Origin of the sequence: Bacillus sp. 0209A (assembly GCF_036765095.1) — a bacterium.
GTDB lineage: Bacteria > Bacillota > Bacilli > Bacillales > Bacillaceae > Bacillus > Bacillus subtilis_G.
The window spans coordinates 1-396 of record NZ_JBAIZV010000023.1; the positions used below are offsets into that span (position 1 = coordinate 1).

The following is a 396-nucleotide window of genomic DNA, read 5'->3' on the forward strand; positions in this document are numbered from 1 at the left end:
TCTGTCATGCTGAACGCGTCATGATGCCAAAAGCACAGGTTCACAAGCGCATGGTGCTCGACCATGACACCCTTCGGCTGTCCGGTCGTTCCAGACGTGTAAATCATGTACGCGAGGTTCTCCGCTTTTGTAGCTGTGAGCGGATCTTCCTCGTCGTTTTCATCAAGCGGCAGGCTCAAAATCGTGCGGTCGCCGTCAAGAAGAATAACCTCTCCCGTATAGCTGTCCGGCACTGCGATGCCTTCCTGTTTCAAGAGAAGCTTCGCGCCACTGTCTTGTAAGATATAGTCAATCCGCTGATCCGGATAGTCAGGATCAATCGGCACAAACGCCGCTCCCGCCTTTAAGACGCCGAGCACCGCAGCGGACATTTCCAGCGACGGCTTCGTGAGAACA

General features: G+C 54.3%; 1 protein-coding gene. It reads right to left on the bottom strand.

Going from position 1 to position 396, the window contains the following annotated elements; all coding sequences use genetic code 11:
• The coding region (locus V6D44_RS20985; protein WP_333516862.1) for an AMP-binding protein at nucleotides 1–396 on the bottom strand (396 nt) is incomplete at both ends.